Annotated in this window: 18 protein-coding genes and 1 riboswitch; of the genes, 13 read left to right on the forward strand and 5 right to left on the reverse strand. The window is 44.2% G+C overall.

Annotated elements, in window-relative coordinates; genetic code table 11:
- Positions 1-61: 61 nt before the first annotated feature.
- The 3 genes from ACZ444_RS02945 (at position 62) to ACZ444_RS02955 (ending at position 2670) form a co-directional block, all read left to right on the forward strand.
- The gene (locus ACZ444_RS02945; protein WP_382359152.1) at positions 62-415 is read left to right on the forward strand and encodes a Rieske (2Fe-2S) protein; all 354 of its coding nucleotides are present in this window, start codon (positions 62-64) and stop codon (positions 413-415) included.
- Positions 416-1645 carry an NAD(P)/FAD-dependent oxidoreductase gene (locus tag ACZ444_RS02950; protein WP_382359149.1) on the forward strand — a complete coding sequence of 410 codons (1230 nt, stop codon included), beginning with the start codon at positions 416-418 and terminating at the stop codon, positions 1643-1645. It begins immediately after the preceding gene.
- Positions 1646-1761: 116 nt separating this feature from the next.
- Entirely contained in the window at positions 1762-2670 is a 909-nt protein-coding gene (locus ACZ444_RS02955) for a glycine betaine ABC transporter substrate-binding protein (protein ID WP_382359146.1), read from the forward strand.
- Between the two features lie 146 nt (positions 2671-2816).
- Here ACZ444_RS02955 and ACZ444_RS02960 read toward each other — a convergent pair whose 3' ends face one another.
- On the reverse strand, positions 2817-3548 hold the full coding sequence (locus tag ACZ444_RS02960; protein ID WP_382359143.1) for a DUF4396 domain-containing protein: 732 nt from the start codon (positions 3546-3548) through the stop codon (positions 2817-2819).
- A 341-nt stretch (positions 3549-3889) separates the two neighbouring features.
- Between ACZ444_RS02960 and ACZ444_RS02965 the strand changes: the two genes are divergently transcribed.
- Positions 3890-4681: a sulfite exporter TauE/SafE family protein gene (locus ACZ444_RS02965; RefSeq protein ID WP_382359140.1), complete on the forward strand. Its 792-nt coding sequence runs from the start codon at positions 3890-3892 to the stop codon at positions 4679-4681.
- 88 nt (positions 4682-4769) lie between these two features.
- Here the strand turns inward: ACZ444_RS02965 and ACZ444_RS02970 are convergent, their stop codons facing one another.
- Complete coding sequence (locus ACZ444_RS02970) at positions 4770-5144, reverse strand: TIGR02328 family protein (RefSeq protein ID WP_382359137.1); 375 nt, start codon at positions 5142-5144, stop codon at positions 4770-4772.
- 160 nt (positions 5145-5304) lie between these two features.
- On the opposite strand from ACZ444_RS02970, the gene ACZ444_RS02975 reads away from it, so the two are divergent.
- Positions 5305-5670, forward strand: coding sequence for a DoxX family protein (locus ACZ444_RS02975; RefSeq protein WP_382359134.1), 366 nt, complete (start codon positions 5305-5307; stop codon positions 5668-5670).
- 67 nt (positions 5671-5737) lie between these two features.
- On the opposite strand, the gene ACZ444_RS02980 is transcribed toward ACZ444_RS02975, so the two are convergent.
- Entirely contained in the window at positions 5738-6208 is a 471-nt protein-coding gene (locus ACZ444_RS02980; RefSeq protein WP_382359131.1) for an SRPBCC family protein, read from the reverse strand.
- Positions 6209-6263: 55 nt separating this feature from the next.
- Here ACZ444_RS02980 and ACZ444_RS02985 point away from each other — a divergent pair, with 55 nt between their 5' ends.
- Positions 6264-6770, forward strand: a complete 507-nt coding sequence (locus ACZ444_RS02985; RefSeq protein ID WP_382359128.1) for a DUF1722 domain-containing protein — start codon at positions 6264-6266, stop codon at positions 6768-6770.
- A 238-nt stretch (positions 6771-7008) separates the two neighbouring features.
- Here the strand turns inward: ACZ444_RS02985 and ACZ444_RS02990 are convergent, their stop codons facing one another.
- Positions 7009-8364, reverse strand: coding sequence for an IS1182 family transposase (locus ACZ444_RS02990; RefSeq protein ID WP_464433229.1), 1356 nt, complete (start codon positions 8362-8364; stop codon positions 7009-7011).
- A 176-nt stretch (positions 8365-8540) separates the two neighbouring features.
- Positions 8541-8649: riboswitch (TPP riboswitch) on the forward strand.
- 95 nt (positions 8650-8744) lie between these two features.
- Between ACZ444_RS02990 and ACZ444_RS02995 the strand changes: the two genes are divergently transcribed.
- From ACZ444_RS02995 to ACZ444_RS03020, 6 genes are read left to right on the forward strand one after another with little or no spacing between them, the layout of a single operon-like run.
- Positions 8745-9347, forward strand: a complete 603-nt coding sequence (locus ACZ444_RS02995) for a thiamine phosphate synthase (RefSeq protein ID WP_382358794.1) — start codon at positions 8745-8747, stop codon at positions 9345-9347.
- A gap of 41 nt (positions 9348-9388) precedes the next feature.
- Entirely contained in the window at positions 9389-9592 is a 204-nt protein-coding gene (thiS, locus tag ACZ444_RS03000) for a sulfur carrier protein ThiS (protein WP_382358793.1), read from the forward strand.
- Positions 9593-10357 (forward strand): thiazole synthase, encoded by a 765-nt coding sequence (locus tag ACZ444_RS03005; RefSeq protein ID WP_382358792.1) that lies wholly within the window; start codon positions 9593-9595, stop codon positions 10355-10357.
- Positions 10357-11370, forward strand: a complete 1014-nt coding sequence (locus ACZ444_RS03010) for a MoeB/ThiF family adenylyltransferase (protein ID WP_382358791.1) — start codon at positions 10357-10359, stop codon at positions 11368-11370. The genes ACZ444_RS03005 and ACZ444_RS03010 overlap by 1 nt, the downstream gene beginning before the upstream one ends.
- Positions 11371-11408: 38 nt before the next feature.
- Positions 11409-12731 (forward strand): PTS galactitol transporter subunit IIC, encoded by a 1323-nt coding sequence (locus tag ACZ444_RS03015; RefSeq protein WP_382358790.1) that lies wholly within the window; start codon positions 11409-11411, stop codon positions 12729-12731.
- A gap of 12 nt (positions 12732-12743) precedes the next feature.
- Positions 12744-13037: a PTS sugar transporter subunit IIB gene (locus ACZ444_RS03020; protein ID WP_382358789.1), complete on the forward strand. Its 294-nt coding sequence runs from the start codon at positions 12744-12746 to the stop codon at positions 13035-13037.
- Positions 13038-13139: 102 nt separating this feature from the next.
- Here the strand turns inward: ACZ444_RS03020 and ACZ444_RS03025 are convergent, their stop codons facing one another.
- Positions 13140-14024 (reverse strand): MerR family transcriptional regulator, encoded by an 885-nt coding sequence (locus ACZ444_RS03025; protein WP_382358788.1) that lies wholly within the window; start codon positions 14022-14024, stop codon positions 13140-13142.
- Between the two features lie 176 nt (positions 14025-14200).
- Between ACZ444_RS03025 and ACZ444_RS03030 the strand changes: the two genes are divergently transcribed.
- Positions 14201-15721 carry a phytoene desaturase family protein gene (locus ACZ444_RS03030; RefSeq protein WP_382358787.1) on the forward strand — a complete coding sequence of 507 codons (1521 nt, stop codon included), beginning with the start codon at positions 14201-14203 and terminating at the stop codon, positions 15719-15721.
- The last annotated feature ends 9 nt before the right edge of the window (positions 15722-15730 follow it).

A 15730-nucleotide genomic window follows, 5' to 3' on the forward strand; every position in this document is an offset into this window, starting at 1 on the left:
CTATCACTCTATGGCAGATATGAATACATGACATATAAAATGAGACTTGAAGGTGATCGCAATGACACATAACGAGGGATCAGACTTCGTTTCTGACAAGAGTTATATTTATGCTTGCTCAAGTTCAGAGCTTGAAGAGGGTGACCTGATCGAATGTGAAACAAATACGAAGACAATTGTTGTCGGCCGGGGTGAGGGCACAGTATATGCGTTTGATGGCATATGTACGCACGAACATTCTGAGTTAGTCGATGGTGAATTGGATGGGACTTGTTTAACGTGTCCGCTTCATTTTGCCTGCTTTGATGTTGGTGATGGTTCTGTGCTGGAAGGTCCGGCTGAAGATCCGTTGCAGGTTTATCAAACTCTCGAGGTTGATGGATCTGTATGGATTAACTATGAAGGAGGTGAGTAAGTGTCTGACTCCGATACCATCATGATTCTAGGAGCGGGCATTGCAGGTGTTCATGCCGCCGAAAATTTGCGAAAAGAGGGCCATCAAGGCTCGATTGTTTTGGTGGATCGCGACAATCAGGTGCCTTACGATCGCCCCCCTTTGTCCAAGCAATGGATGACAGGGGAAACTGATGATTCAGGTGTTTTACTACGTCATCCTGACTTCTATGAAGACCGGGATATAGACTTAAAGCTTGGTGAAGAAATAACAAACATAAATCCGGTTCGTAAAACCATCACGACAAAAGATGGTTTTGATTATGAGTGGGATAAGCTTATGATCGCGACAGGATCAAAGTTACGGACATTATCCATAGAAGGCGATTATCTTAAAGGCATTTTTTATTTACGCAGGATGGCAGATGCCCTAGCTATTAAGCAGCATATGCAACATGTGAAAGAAGCCGTTATTATAGGTGCGGGTTTTATTGGAGCTGAAATGGCTTCTTCTTTGAAACAATTAGGAATAGAAGTGACCATTGTAGAAAGATCCGCTTATCCGATGGAAAATATTGTGGGCAGGCAGGTATCAGAATACTTTTTGAATCTACATCGACGTAATGGTGTCGAAGTCATGACAGAAGACTCTGTTGTTCAGTTTAACGGGGATTCAGAAGTTCAGGAAGCCATGACAGCTGGTGGAAGACGAATTCCATGCCAAGCGGTCATGTTGAGTGTAGGCGTAACGCCCAATATGGAGCTGACTCACCCGCAATTGGAAATGGAAAACGGTTATATTGTTAACGAATTTGGTGAAACATCCATCCCTGATATTTATGCGGCGGGGGATTGTACGTCGTGGCCATACCATTCAGGTCCCATCCATGTTGAACATTGGGACCATGCCGTCAATCATGCTAAGACAGTGACGAAGAACATGATTTCTCCGCAGTCGTCACCTTATACGTATACACCGTACTTTTGGTCAGATCAATATGGAAGTCGTTTTCAATATTTTGGACATGCCAAGACATGGTCTCAAATTATTCAGCGCGGATCGATGGAAGCAAACGCGTTCACTTATTTTTATTTAGATGATCAAAATATTATTCAGGCAGCTTTCATTTCTAACCAGGCAAAAAATGCTTTGCCTGTTAGAAGAATGATTAAGCAACAAAGACCTATAGACCCAGAAGATTTAGCAGATGACAGTATATCATTGAAAAAAGTTCAACGGTCCTTAGCATAAATATATGTCTGGAATCAAGTCTTTTTCAGATGTTAAGCGTATTACTTTGAAAAGACAATGAAACAAAGGATAGGACGATTCACCATACTATCTATAGAAAGGATGATAGAAAGACAATGAAATTATTTTCAAAAAGATGGTTTATTCTAATAAGTATTAGTGCGATATTGATGCTAGCTGGATGTCAAAAAGAATCTGGTGAAGCAGAAGGTAATGATACAAATGAAGCAAACAACGACGCAGCTGACCTTGAAAAAATCGTAGGCATTGATCCCGGGTCAGGAACAATGGATATAGCTAAAAAAGCCGTTGAGGGTTATGACTTGGAACTTGATTTAACACCAAGTTCTGAAGGACCTATGTTGGCAACTTTAGATGAAGCCATTGAAAATAAAGAATCGATCGTTGTGACACTTTGGCAGCCACACTGGGCATTTGAAAAATATGACTTGAAGTTCTTGGATGATCCCGAAGGCTTTTTAGGTGAATCCGAAAAAATCCATACATTTGTGAGAGAAGGTCTTGAGGAAGAAAAAACTTCTGCTTATGAATTCTTGGACAACTTTAAATGGGCACCAGAAGATATGAATAAAATTTTATCAAAAACGAAAGATGATGATGTCGAAGCGAGTGATGTAGCTAACGAGTGGGTTAAAAACAATCGCGATAAAGTTGACGACTGGGAAGAGGGTATCGAACCAGTAGAAGATGAGACTGTGGAGTTGGCCTATGTTAATTGGTCGTCAGCAGCCGCTTCAATAAATGTTGTTAAGATCGCTCTTGAAGAATTAGGTTACGACGTTGAATTGAATATGGTTGATATGGGAGTTGCATGGCAATCTCTTGCTGATGGTGGTATTGATGGCATGTTAATGGCTTGGCTCCCTTCAGGTTCGGCTAATTATTTCGAGGAATATAAAGATGAAATTGTAGACTTAGGTCCTAATCTAGAGGGAGCAAAACAAGGATTTGTTGTTCCGGAATACATGGACATTGATAGCATCGAAGAATTACCAACTAAATAAATGATTATAAAAACTACCCGGGTTAGATGATCCGGATAGTTTTTGCTCATTGTTGGAATTGGCCATGTTATTAACCCTATTATACTCGATTGTCGTTTGGTCTATGGTTTACGAATTTTGTGGTGTGAAATTACACCTAACACGCCTTACATGGCATGTTTGATACCTTTTTTCACGAGCAGCCAGTTCGCCGGATAACTTGTTAAAAAACCGAGCATCATGGCCAGCTGCATCATGAACCAGAATACAGCGGTGTTGGGTTCTGGCATGTTAACAAAGAATCCATAATAGGCGAGCGCCATCCATCCGAACATACCGATTTCAAAGCAAATGAGGGACCATGTATCGGCTTTGATCGCGTCTTTAATAGCTTGTCCGGGTTGATCGTGTTTTTGAAAACCCATGCCATAGTATTGAAAGGCAATGCCAAAAATAAAGGCGAGGATAAACTCGACCACATAATCGGTCAGCAGCTCCGAGCCTGCGATCAAAAACCCCGTATAAAACACAAGAGGGGCGCCAATCATGTCACCGAGCGAACAGCCGCTGCTGCAGTGCGTCGTGGAAACAAAGACACTTTGCCAGAACGGTTTGTCGCCGTGTCCATGATGATGCATATCATGGTGGTCACTTCCATGATTATGCTCACCGTGGTCATGGTGCTCCATTTCCTCATGGTTCATTTCTCCCTTGGCTCTCCCAAGCCCGTAATAAGCCCAAATGCCCGCAATGGGAAAATAGAGGCCTGTCAGCGGCCAGACGATATTCATAATGGGCATCATCTTTTGCGGATACCGGATGACATCAATCGTTATAATCAAGGCCTGCAGGGCGCTTAGTGTAATCGAAATCCACGAAATAATCTCCAGCCAGGTCACGATATCTCTCCTTTCGTATGGTATAGCCACTTATTATATTCATGAGTTTGCTATCATTTTAAACATCAAAACGCTATTTTCCTCTTTCTTATTATTGTTATTAACGTCTGAATTATGCAGGTATAAATAGGGGAAAAATGAACGCATCTCAACAAAAAGGTGGTTAATGAGCGTTGACAAAATACCTTAGGGGGTATACAGTGATATGTATCATCTTTCCTGTAAAGGGTTCAGCAAAATGGACCCTTATCTTCAAATAATTTATATACCCCATACGGTATAAGTGACTATTGATGGGGTCCCTATAATAAGGGACTCTCTTATGTGACGGAGGCATATAAATGACGTATAGTTTAGTTGTTATTCTCACCATTTTTTTGATCGGCTTTGTCGGGTCTTTTATTTCCGGGATGGTCGGTATCGGCGGAGCTATTATTAATTTCCCGATGCTGTTATATATACCTGCTGCATTAGGTGTAGCTGATTTCAGCTCGTATGAAGTCTCGGGCATTACGGCTGTGCAGGTGTTGTTTGCTACCATCGGGGGTGTCTGGGCCTATCGGAAAGGCGGCTTTTTAAATAAAACCATCATTGGCTATATGGGCACCAGTATTATAATCGGCAGTCTTGCTGGCGGTTATCTATCCTCTTTCATGTCTGAAGGCGGCGTTAATTTTATATATGGTGTACTGGCATTGCTCGCTGCCATTATGATGTTTATTCCGAATAAAGGCTCAGCTGATAATAAAACCAGTTTTAATCCGGAAAATTTTAAGCGGTGGCTTGCGTCTGCCTTAGCGCTCCTTGTCGGAATTGGCGCTGGTATTGTGGGAGCTGGCGGATCATTTATTCTGGTGCCCATCATGCTGCGCGTCTTGAAACTCCCTGTCCGGATGACGATTGCATCTTCGCTTGCGATTACCTTTATCTCGTCCATAGGCTCGACTGCCGGTAAGATCATGACAGGGCAGGTTGTCCTCATTCCTGCTGTCATAGTGATGATTGCCAGCTTACTTGCATCGCCATTGGGAGCTTATGCCGGCAAGCGGATCAATACAAAGGTATTGCAGGGCATCCTTGCTGTTCTTATTCTGGCAACGGCCGTTAAAATATGGCTGGACTTTTTCCTGTAATTAGGAAAGCGACGTGTTTTTCCGCAGCGGACATAGATGTTGGTGTTGATCCATAATTTAAACACTATATTTATTGGTTCTGATCAATTCATACATAGATTCCTTTTTCCCGAAGATTATCAATGCACGCTTGCAAATAGTCCTGATCGTGTTCTGGATAAATTGTCTCGCCTTCTTGAGTGCCTGTTTTCGTTAATTGCTCATCCTCAAAGGGTGAGCATTTTTTTCCGCGGTAGAGCGGGTCCTCCCATAATGAATCAATATGATAGCCTCTTCGTTTCATTTCATTCATGACCTTCATATGATACTGGTACAATTTATATGGCGAATGGCGGAACACGTAATTAACGGTGCTGTGATTTTTTCCCCAGCCATTTCCTCGCAATGCGCAGCACTCTCGGTGCTGACCGAGCAATTGCTGGCGGGGCAGTTCAGGTAAAAGTTTTTCATGCCATAAGCGCATAGAGAGACCTCCATTAAAGCTGTTTGAGCGTATGCTTGGCTGTTTAAGGCAAATGTTAACACAAGATCGGCTGCTTTGGATGGTAATGAATTGATCTACAGCGGTAAATCGTGGATAATGCGAACAAAGGATAAGAAAAATTATGAAAGGTGGAACCCGTATGAAACGTGTTTTTCGAACGCTGTATTCGCTTCTTTTAGCCGCAGCCGGTGTCCTGCATTTTGTCCATGAACGGGGTTTCCGTAAAATTGTTCCGAAAGCACTGCCTTTTCGCAGGGCTATCGTGCTCATCTCAGGTGTGTTTGAAATCATATTTTCTGTTTTGCTCTGGGTGAAAAAAGGACAGCAGATCACTGGGAAACTCTTAGCATTGTTTATGGTGGCCGTTTTTCCTGCGAATGTGTACATGGCTGTAAAAAGAATTGCCGTCCGCCCGGGAGAACAAGCGAATCCCTGGCTGTTATGGCTGCGTTTACCGCTGCAGCTTCCACTGATTGTCGGAGCATTAAAGCTGGGAAGACGCTAATGGGATATAGAACAATCCGCTCTGCTCAGCACGGCGGGAGTTGTTTGATATCAGCATATTCGATTAATCAGACATGCCGCATCACGCCAAATTTTTGTTTCAGCGTTTGGTAGCGGTAATCAAACACGTCATGCAGTTTCCTTCCGACATTAACCTGATGAACAGCTTGACCGATGACGCCCACGGGCATGGCATAGTTCACGATATCGATGATTTCAACCCCGCCTTCAATGGCTTTAAAGTGATGTTCGTGATGCCAGAAGCGGTAAGGACCGAAGCGCTGTTCATCCACAAAATAGACCTGATCCTGGACCTGCGTGATTTCCGTGACCCAGGTTAACCTGATACCTAAAAGTGGCCGCAAATGATAGGTGGTAATCATACCTGGATAGATGTTTCCTTTCGGCTGGCTCGTCACTGTAAATTGCATCCATGACGGCGTTATATCAGGTAATTTGCCAGGATCTGAAAAGAGTGTCCAAGCTTCTTCCAGAGAAATGGGGAGCTGCTGCTGACGGCGCATTTGATAAATTTTCATTTAAATAACTCCTTTTGAAATGTGAGTAATAACGACTGAATCAGGGGTGATAGCGATGAAGCTCGATCAAATTGACGATAAAAAATTGGTTTTGAAAGCTGCCCAGTCGGTCTGGGCTGCGAATAAGTATTTTGTGTTAGCGTGTGATCAGACGGCTTACCGCGACGTGAGACAATTATTGCGCCCGGACACCCAACGCTTGAATGAAGCCTATACGCTGCTGCAACGGATTGATGCGACGTATCAGTCTACAGCGAGTGAGGCATTGCCTGAACTAGCCAACGCGCTCTATCATGCGGCTGGCTATTTTAAACAGCTGCTGTCCAATGAGCGACGCCAGGCTATTAATGCCTTGATCCGGGATCAGCCTGCTGCAGCATTAGCGGAATTGGAGCGGGAAACGACTAATTACCACGTTGACTACTTATTGTCCTCGCGTCTGTGGCCGAGCCAGCGGGAAAAGCCGTTTAACCATGTGCCTGTGCGTTTAACGTACCAAGGACAGGTTTATGAAGCGTCTGAGCTGCTCTGGCAAGGCGATCACGTGATCAGGCGAACGTAATCTGATTTTCCATTATTTAATGGCTAACGTCAACTAAGTAAACTACATGTAATATCTGAGCTTACAATTTCTGTATAATCTTGGCTCATGATCACTTGAATTCACGCATAACAGTGATGACTTGAAATATATTAATTTAATAATTTACAACAAATTTACATGAATCAATTTCATAATTGCTCTTATTAAAAACGCAAAGACCTGCAGAATTTCTAATGTGTATTTTTTTAAAATTCCTCTAAGCAGCCTGCTGCTGCTTTAACGCGGCATCAATGCGGTCTGCGGCTAATTTCGATGCATTATACATCAACGTAACGATATCAAAATGGATCTGAGCGCGTTTCCCTGAACGATGGCGAACATTGTTGAGCTGAAAGAATTCCTTTAAATAGGCATTGACACGTTCAACGGCTGATCGGCGCTTGTAGATGGTGTTCCAAGCTTTAGAGCCCCGTGCCGGGGCTGTGTATCGCCTGAGGTCTTTAGTGATTTTCATCTTGAATACTTTCTGGCATATGTCTTCATGGGCTAAAGGGCAGTCTTTGCATTCCTTTGGGTTTGTGTACTTCAGGGTTTCATGTTTGGCATCGTAACTTTCATAACGGTACGAATGTTCACGGAAACATGTTGGGGCAAAATATTTATCAAACCCTATGGGTTCCGATTCATTGCGTTTATTATAGGCAATGATAGATTGCTGGCCCATTCGATAGACCTGCGTGTAAATCGGTTCAAAATCATAACCCGCATCCATCGTCTGATAACGCAAGTTTGAAAGAGGCAAGCGTTCATTCATCCCCTTCAATAAAGGAATTGCGGCTTTTCCATCATTTAGATTTCCTGATGAGAAAAGGGCCTGTAAAATGTATTGACTTGATGTGCCGACAGCCAGATGTCCTTTATAGCCAAACCAGAATGTATTTTTGCCTTCGCTGTTTTTCTTGATCCCCCATTGGGGATCCCGGGGAACACCGTCTCGAAGTTCTGTTAAAGATGCATCCAGTTGAGCTTCGATTTTCCTGTCATAAAGAGGCAGATTCGCTTCTTTCTCAGCTTGTTCCTGGAGCCATTGGTCACGCTCTTCCCTGGATTTACGGCCGCGTTTTTTCGGTTCCGGCTTTGCCTTTTCTTCTTTAGGCGGGGCCTGATCACGTGCTTCGAAATGAGTCGCATCGATGGCGACTGTATCATCAGCGATAAAGCCTTCGGCAATGGCTTGAAGAACAACTTTTTCCTGGGCCTTTTCCAATGCATCTGACTCGCTCAGCTTGGTTAAAAGGCGGGAATAGGAAGCTTCCGAAGGAATCTTGTCTGAAACCAGAAATCCACAATTCAATTTGAAGGCAATATCATCATCTAAGCGTTTTTTCAGGTCTTTTATGGTTGGGATGCGTTCAACATACCGAATGAAAACGGAAATAATCATCGCTGCAACATTCAGCTCTTCAGGCGCGCCCAAACGGGATTTTTTAGCCATGTCGTGATAAATGGCATCCAAATCAACGGCGGAAATGATCGCCTCATACTTTTGGGTAGGTTCCATGTCATAAAGTTCTTGGATGCTAAATAAGCTTGGTTGTCGTATAATAGTCATAGGAAGTATTCCTCCAATCTCTATGGATGTTTTAGTTCAACTACCATTATACAAGATTTGGGGAGGTACTTCCTTTTTTACGTTTTTAAGTCCTTGCGCCGCAAGGGCTATGAATTATGAAATTCGCTCATATCTAAATTTTTATGGTAGTCTAATAATAAATCAAAATATCTTAATAATCCCACTAGGGGAGCTTTTTAAAAAGCTGAGATCAGAGTACTGACTCTGAGACCCTTTGAACTTGAGACGGTTAACGCCGGCGTAGGGAAGTGGCAAGGTGAACATTGCAAGTCTCTTAATGATTTGCGATATAAACGAAACCACTTTCCATGCTGGGAAGTGGTTTTTTGCGTTCGGCTGGTGTGTGAGAGGGGGCATTTATGTCAGAGCTTCATGTTATTTCCACAGGCAAACAATCACTAGAAGAATTGACGTCGATTATCAGGGACATTCACACCTATATTGACTGGCTTCATTTACGCGAAAAAACATGGACATCTGAACAGTTGAAGCAGGCGATTGATGACCTTGCTGAAGCCGGTATTCCGCGCAGCAAAGTGATCGTTAATACAGATGCAGACACTGCTTACGAGAAAATGACAGGGGGTGTGCAGCTGACTTACGAGAGTATGGACGCTGCCAATGCCCGACATCTTAATATACATTGGCGTATCGGGTGTTCCGTTCATTCGGTTCAGGAAGCTGTGAAAGCCGAGGCTAACGGTGCTGATTATGTACTGTATGGTCATGTTTTTGCGAGCGGGTCAAAACCGGGTATGGAACCACGAGGACTTGAAAATCTGCGGCATGCAGTCCGGAGCGCGTCAGTTCCAGTTATAGCAATTGGCGGGATAGCACCGGAAAATGTACACGATGTTCTTGACACGGGTGCTTCGGGCGTTGCTGTTCTGTCCGGTATTTTGCTGGCGGATAATCCCGTCGATGCTGTCCAGCGCTATAAAAAGGCTTTAACAGCTGGCTGATACCCTTAAGCTTGCTTAATCATTTAAAGGGGGGTGATAACATGCAGCTTAATATTAATGGCAACATGACTGATATGCCTGAGACAGTGAAGACAGTCTCGGATGTGAAACAGTATTTTCATATTAGCAGTACCGTCGTTATTGTGGAGTACAATGGTGATATTTTGAATAAGGATAGGCATGAAAAGCAAGAAGTTCGCAGTGGTGACAAAATTGAACTGGTCCAATTTGTAGGAGGTGGCTAAATGTTAACGATAGGTAATAAAACATTTAATTCCCGGTTATTTCTCGGGACGGGTAAATATCCCGACTTTGACACACAAAAACAGGCTGTTGATGTATCAGAAGCGGATATCCTGACTTTTTCGGTCAGGCGGATGAATATATTCGAACCGTCACAGCCGAATTTTCTGGAGAAACTAGATGTAGAGAAGTATAGCTTGCTGCCCAATACAGCAGGTGCTAAGACGGCTGAAGAAGCCGTCCGCACGGCTAAACTGGCTAACGCCTCAGGGTTGTGTGACATGATTAAAGTGGAAGTAATCGGTGATGACAAGACATTGCTCCCTGATCCGACGGAAACGTTAAAGGCAACAGAGGAACTGGTTCAAGAAGGCTACACGGTCCTGCCGTACACGTCTGACGATGTTGTGCTGGCACAGCGGCTTGAAGAAATAGGAGCTCATGCTGTTATGCCTGGTGCTTCGCCGATTGGATCCGGGCAAGGGATTCTGAATGAACTTAATCTGAGTTTGATAACGGAACTTTTAACGGTGCCGGTCATTGTAGATGCGGGAATCGGTTCTCCTAAAGATGTCGTCACAGCGATGGAACTTGGGGCAGATGGCGTTCTGTTAAATTCTGCTGTAGCGAAAGCGTCAAAACCCGTGAAAATGGCTGAGGCGATGAAACTTGCTGTCCAAGCAGGCCAATTGGGCTATGAAGCTGGACGCATCCCGAAAAAACGCTACGCTGCTGCCAGCAGTCCGGCAGAGGGGATGAGTGTCTGATGAATGAACGTTATTCTCGGCAGATTCTATTTCGGGGAATTGGCGAAGATGGCCAGCAAATGCTGCAGAATAAACACGTTCTTGTGATAGGCGCCGGCGCACTCGGAACGGGCAATTCGGAAATATTAGTCCGTTCCGGCGTTGGCAAGATTACCATTGTGGACCGTGATTATGTTGAATGGAGCAATCTGCAGCGCCAGCAGCTGTACACGGAACAGGATGCCGAACAGCAGATGCCTAAAGCCATTTCAGCTCAGAGACGGTTGCAGGCGATTAATCGTGACGTAACGATCGAAGCGCATATCGCGGATGTAACGCCGACTGAGATGGAGCAATTCGCACCAGATACTGACCTGATTATGGATGCAACAGATAATTTTGAAATCCGCATGATTATCAATGATGCTGCGCAGAAATATAGCGTTCCCTGGATTTATGGATCCATTGTAGCCAGTTACGGGATTAGTTATACCATTCTGCCGCAGAGCTCGCCTTGTTTAAATTGCTTGCTGCAGGGCATGCCAGTAGGCGGATTGACTTGTGACACAGGGGGTGTGATCAGTCCAGTCGTCCAAATGGTTGTTGCTTATCAAACGGCTGAAGCTCTTAAGATTTTGACAGAGAATTGGTCTGACTTGCGCCGTGAACTTATTTCATTTGATATTTGGTCCAATGATCATTCATCGGTCAATGTCGATAAACTTAAATTCGTTGATTGTCCCTCATGTAGCACAGAACCCATCTATCCATTTCTGAGTCAAAGCCAGACGAAGACGGAAGTGCTTTGCGGCCGGGACACTGTTCAAATTCGGCCGGCATCGAAAGAAACACGCAATCTGGAAGACATCGCTAAGCATCTGTCCAATCTCGGTGACGTTAACCAAAATTCGTTTTTATTGCAGTTTCGTACCGATCAGAACCGGATGATTATGTTCAAAGATGGACGCGTGCTCGTGCATGGAACAAACGATGCAACAGAGGCGAGGTCGCTTTATCATCAATATTTTGCCTGATCAGTATTTGAAAGGGAGCGGCTTCGCTGAAAAGGGGGGTGTCTTTGCAAGCCTTACAGTGGTTTGTTGATCTGGGAGCCAGTGTCATGCTACCCATTATTATATTTTTATTTGCTCTTTTATTAGGAACCAAACTGAAAAATGCGTTCTACGCAGGGATGACAGTCGGCATCGGATTTGTTGGCTTGAATCTGGTCATTGATTTATTGACGTCCAGTTTGGGACCGGCAGCTGAAGCGATGGTTAATCGTTTTAATTTTGATTTGCACACCATTGATATAGGCTGGCCGGCTACCTCAGCGATTTCCTATGGAACAGCGTTGGGAAGTCTTGCTATTCCGATAGCTCTTGGGATTAATTTTATCCTGCTGCTGTTTGGTTTGACGAAAACGCTGAATATTGATGTATGGAACTATTGGCATGTGGCGTTCACCGGCTCACTTGTTTACGCCATGACGAATGATTTTGCTCTAGGTTTGTTTACGATTGCGGTGCATGTGCTGGTTATTTTCCTGCTGGCCGATTTGCTGGCTCCGGAGATTGAAAATTATTTTGGCTATAAGCAGATCACGTTCCCCCATGCGGCCTCAGCTCCTTCGTATTTCCTGGCAAAGCCTCTTGATGCTGTGTTTGACAGAATCCCAGGTTTAAATAAGCTTGAAGCCAGTCCGGAAGCGATCCAGAAACGTTTCGGATTTTTAGGCGACTCGATGGTGCTCGGCACAGTACTTGGTTTGATTATCGGGCTGCTGGCTGGCTATAACGTAACGGATACGATGCAGCTGGCCGTCAAAACAGGAGCGGTATTAGTGCTGATGCCGAAAATGGTTTCGCTGTTAATGGAAGGACTCAATCCGATTTCCCAAGCCGCAAGCGATATGATTAAGCGGCGTTTTCCGGGCCGTGATTTATACATTGGTATGGATAGCGCCCTGACTGTCGGGCACCCGGCTGTTTTATCAGCTTCACTGCTTATGGTTCCGATCACACTGCTATTAGCTGTCGTCCTGCCTGGCAATACAGTTCTCCCATTTGGCGATTTGGCAACACTGCCATTTCTCATCTGTCTGATGGTACCGGTTTTCAGAGGGAACATCATCAGAACACTTCTGGCAGCGACGATCTATATAGGCGTGGGTTTATATATCGCAACTTGGATCACGCCATTATTGACTGATATGGCTATGGCGGCTGATTTTGATATGGAAGGCTATACACGTATTTCGTCCCTGGTAGATGGTGCTGTCTGGACGACAGGTATTTTTGCAGGGTTAGGGAAACTCTTGAACTGGTACGGCATTGGCCTCATTGGACTGTTTGCTTTTGGCGGTTTACTGTATGTGAATAAAATAAAAAAATAGGGGAGGGTGATTATGAAAAAGATGCTTATTATTTGTGGTACTGGTGTCGCAACATCAACTGTTGTTATGGAAAAACTAAAAGACTGGCTCAGTGGAAAAGACTTTGCAGATGACGTTGAGCTTCACCAGGGAAAAGTGAGTGATGTCAATCAAAATTGGGACCAGTATGATGCGCTAATTGCCACAACGATTGTTCCGAAACATATCCAATCAGAAGTTATTGATGGCGTGCCACTTCTGACTGGTATCGGATCAGACGATGTTTATGAAAAGATTAAAGAACGTTTGCAAATAGAAGCTGCTTAGCCAGTGTATTTACATTTTTCAGGGCGAAGTTTACGAAACGTCAGAGCTGCTTTGGCAGGGAGACCGGGTCATCAGGTGAGTATGATCGGATGCTTCTGTTGTTTATCGGATATCGTCTATAGAATAAGCTACCTGCATATAGCGGGGTTTGACGATTTCTGTATAATCCCAGACGCCATGACCGCCTATATAGAATGATATATGCGGGTATCTCCTTGCTATGTGATCTAAGTTTTCGAAGAGATGCTGATCGCTTTTAAATGGTATCGTTGTTGCGGCTGACAGTAACACGATCTTTGGCTGGATGTGCCTGATCAGCTGCTCGATGGCTGAGAATTTTGGTGATGCGCCAATCCGTGTTGTCCGCCACCCTCGTATTTCAAGCTGCAATAATAACATTTGCAAAGGGATTTCATGCGTTTCATTCGGCAGGCAAAATCCAAGGACATGAGGGCTCTGAGAACTGTTAGCAAAGTTGCGGCTGATCTGTGTTAAGAAATCTTTCACCACCAGACTGGAAACGGTCTCCTGGCTCTCGTCCCAGATGCCTTTTTGCCATAATTCGCCAACTTCTTTTAAAAAAGGCTGTACAGTGTTTTGCAAAAATAAATCAAGACCGTATTGATGATTGGCGCGTGTCAGTAATGTCATTAAGCCTTCTTCGTCATAAATCGCTCCGCGTCTAATTAATTTGCTGACGCAGGGGCTTTTTTCGGCTTGAGGCGTTTCATCCTGCTGCCTAGCTGTTTTGTGATCGACAGCCATGATTTTTAGGGCATCCTTCATTGATTTGCCTTGATCCCGCAGAGCTTTAACATATTGTAAAACCCGCAGATCCGCTTCGGTGTATACCCGGTAGCCATTGTCTAATCTTTTCGGGTGGATAATGGCATAGCGATTTTCCCATTTACGTATAAGCTGTTCAGAAAGGCCAGTGATGTCTGCGATATCCTTAATATAATAAGACTGGTCCTGAAAATCCTCCATAATTGATTGTCACCCTTTTAAGTATGTACAACTATATTACCATAACATTATACAAATGACATAGATAAAACAACTTTTCAGCAAAAATTAAGGTCAAACACTATACAATTTATAATTATACTGTATAATGTTAAGTAAAGCAAGAGACACCATATGCTGACAGAGGGGTTCTATAAATGCGTAAACAAGTTAATGTTATTGGAGCGGGTGTGGCTGGCCTGGCCAGTGCTATTCGCCTGCAGCACGCGGGTTATCAGGTCGACGTCTATGAAAAAGAAAGCATGCCTGGCGGGAAAATGCATCGGATCGAACAGGATGGCTATCAATTTGATTTGGGGCCGACGATTGTGATGATGCCTGAGTTGTACAGGAAAATTTTTAAATTGTGCGGTCGTGACCCGGATGACTATATTCCGATGGAAAAACTCGATCCAATGTACAGGGTTCATTTTCAGGATGGTACGCCGTCTATGGCTATTTCATCTGATTTAACAGATTTGATGGCAACGATTGAATCTATCAGTGAAGAAGACGCGGAAGGCTTTCTTGCATACTTGCAGGAAATCTATAAACGCTTCACGGTTGCCAAAAACTATTTTATACAGCGGCCATTTCGCCGTTCGAGAGATTTTTTTAATCCGTTTATGCTGAAGCAAGCCATGAAGCTGAAAACGCTGGACAACGCGGATCACTTTCTCAGTCGCTATATTCAGGATGAACGGCTGAAGCAGATGATTAGTTTTCAAACCCTCTACATAGGGGTGTCGCCGTATAACGGTCCCTCGCTCTATTCGATGATTCCGATGATCGAATTTCTCTACGGGGTTTGGTTTATTAAGGGCGGTATGCACACGATGGCCACGGCGATGGAACGACTGTTTCGTGAACTCGGCGGTGAGATTCATTACAACGCGCAAGTTGAGGAAATTTCGATTGAGAATGGCAGAGCAGATGGCATTTATGTCGATGGCCGCAAGGAAAGCGCCGACTTTGTGATGTGTAACGCTGATTTTCCTTTTGCGATGAAGCATCTTGTTCAGGACAGCAAGGCTAAAGGAAAATATACGGATAAAAAAATCGACCGCATGAAGTATTCCTGCTCCTGTTTTTTGCTGTATCTCGGTATGGACCGGAAATACGATGAGGTGGATCAGGTGCACCATTTTGTTTTTAACGACGATCTGGATAAAAATTTACATGATATTTTCGAGGGGAACAAGCTGGAATCTGCTTCATTCTATGTTTATATCGGATCGAAGGCAGATGCTTCGATGGCCCCGGAAGGAAAAGATGGTCTCTATATTTTAATGCCTGTGTCAGACTTATCGACCGCTAAGTATGCGTGGGATGAGGAGACCATTCAGGATTACCGCCGTTATATTCTGGAGTCGTTAAAGACCATTAAGGGCTTTGAAAATGTCGACGAGGAGATTGTGACGGAGACTTATATGACGCCAAAGGATTTTGAATCCAAATTCAATGCGTACAATGGTGCTGCTTTTGGCCTGCAGCCGACGCTGTCGCAGAGTAATCATCTGCGTCCGCAAAGTAAAGCGACGCATTGCGAGAATCTGTATTTTACAGGCAGCAGCACCCACCCGGGAGCTGGGGTTCCGATTGTCTTATTGTCAGCGCGGATTGCTGTACAGGAATTACTGTATGACGATCAAGGTCTTATGTTTGATTATGGATCCTAGGGGGATTGG

It is taken from the genome of Lentibacillus kimchii, assembly GCF_055381965.1.